The organism is Dietzia sp. B19, from assembly GCF_014145155.1.
Taxonomy (GTDB): domain Bacteria; phylum Actinomycetota; class Actinomycetes; order Mycobacteriales; family Mycobacteriaceae; genus Dietzia; species Dietzia natronolimnaea.
The window spans coordinates 1-1535 of the sequence record NZ_JAALED010000503.1 but is presented as its reverse complement, the minus strand read 5'-3'; the positions used below and the strand labels follow the sequence as shown (position 1 = coordinate 1535).

Below are 1535 nucleotides of genomic sequence, written 5' to 3'. Positions count from 1 at the left end.
CGCCTCGTCGTCGTCGACCCCGCACGCTCCGGCGAGCGCCAGGGCGGCGACCAGAACGCCCCCGGTCACCACGCGGGCGGTCCGCCGCCCGGCCCACCACCTCATCCGCGCGCTCACAGGTACTCCCTGATCCGGGGTGCGATGCCCACGACCACGGCGAACGCGGCCAGGGCGGACAAGGCCATGATCAGGTCCGGCCCGGTGGCGGAGGTGCGCCGCGCGTTGTCGATGCGCGTGCGCAGCGTGTCGCGGGCTTCCTCGATGGCGTCCTGCATGGACTCGTCGAACTCGTCGAACGCGGCACCGGAATCGCCCTCCTCCTGGCCCGAGGAGATGGTGATGGCGCCCTGGTAGTCGCCCTGTTGGTAGAGCGAATCGGCGCGGTTCTGGGCGGCCATCCAGTCGTCCAGGGCCTCGATCGCGCTGGTGACGGCACCGTCGCCGTCGAGGCTGATGCGGCTGCGGGACTGTTCGTCCGGGTCGAGGTAGACGGTCAACGAGTCACGGACGCCGCTGAGGATGGCGGCCCGCTCGGCGGCCGACCCCTCGGGATCGGTCCGGCGCACCAGGTTGAGCGTCTCCTGCGCGCGGACCTTCTGGGCGTCGATCCGCTGCCGGGTGAGCTCGTTCATCGGTGCCGCGCCCTCGGACAGGCCGCGCGCGTTGTTGTTGGCGGCCAGGAAGCCGGCGATCATGGTGAGCAGGAAGGTCGCCACCATGAGCAGCGAGGCCAGCCCCAACGCCGGGTTGATCCGCCGCCCGGTGATCTTCCACAGCCACTGCTGCAGCAGCACCAGTACCGCGATCGCCATCCCCAGCAGGATGAAGGAACCCCACGGCGGCGAGGACCACTCGCGGTCGGACTCGCCCACCGACGTGGACTGGCGGTCGTACAGGTCGGCGGCCGCGGGCAGGATCGTGTCCTGCATGAGCGTCGACGCCGACGCGAGGTACGCCGAGCCGACAGGGTTGGCGACCCGGTTGTTGGTCCGTGCCGTCTCCACGAGTCCGGTGTAGGTGGTCAACTGGGCGTTGATGTGCGCCAACTGGTCGATGGACTCCTCGTCGGCTCGGTCGAGGCCCAGGGAGGCGGCGATGATCGACGCCGACGAGGTGGCGATGGCCTGGAGGTAGCGCTCCCTGAGCTCGGCGGGTTCTATCCCGCCGGTGATGAAGGCGGTGTTGGCTGCCGAGTCGGCGATGGTCAGGGAGCTGTACAGCGTCTGGGAGGCGTTGGCGACGGGCTCGACCTCGGCCAGCAGGGTCTCGTGGTGGCTCTGGCGTTGGGTGATGGTCTGCGACGCCACGGTCCCGCCGAGCAGGATGGTGACGATCGCCGCCACCGCGAACACCGACATCCGCCCCGGTGTGGTGAGGACGTCGTTCCAGAACCGCGCGGCCCGGCGGCGGACCGGCCGGCGGGGGCTCGCGGCGATCTTCTCGGAACCGGATCCCCCGGACGTTCCGGCACCGGACCCGGCACCCGGTCCCGAGGACGACCCGGAGCGCGAGCCCGGACCGGAACCGGGTCGGGG

The 1535-nt window shown here is 71.1% G+C and carries 1 protein-coding gene; it reads right to left on the bottom strand.

What is annotated here, in order from left to right:
* Window positions 1-113: 113 nt before the first annotated feature.
* Window positions 114-1535: hypothetical protein (locus G6020_RS13810; RefSeq protein WP_182611009.1), on the bottom strand; the 1422-nt coding region annotated here is incomplete at its 5' end.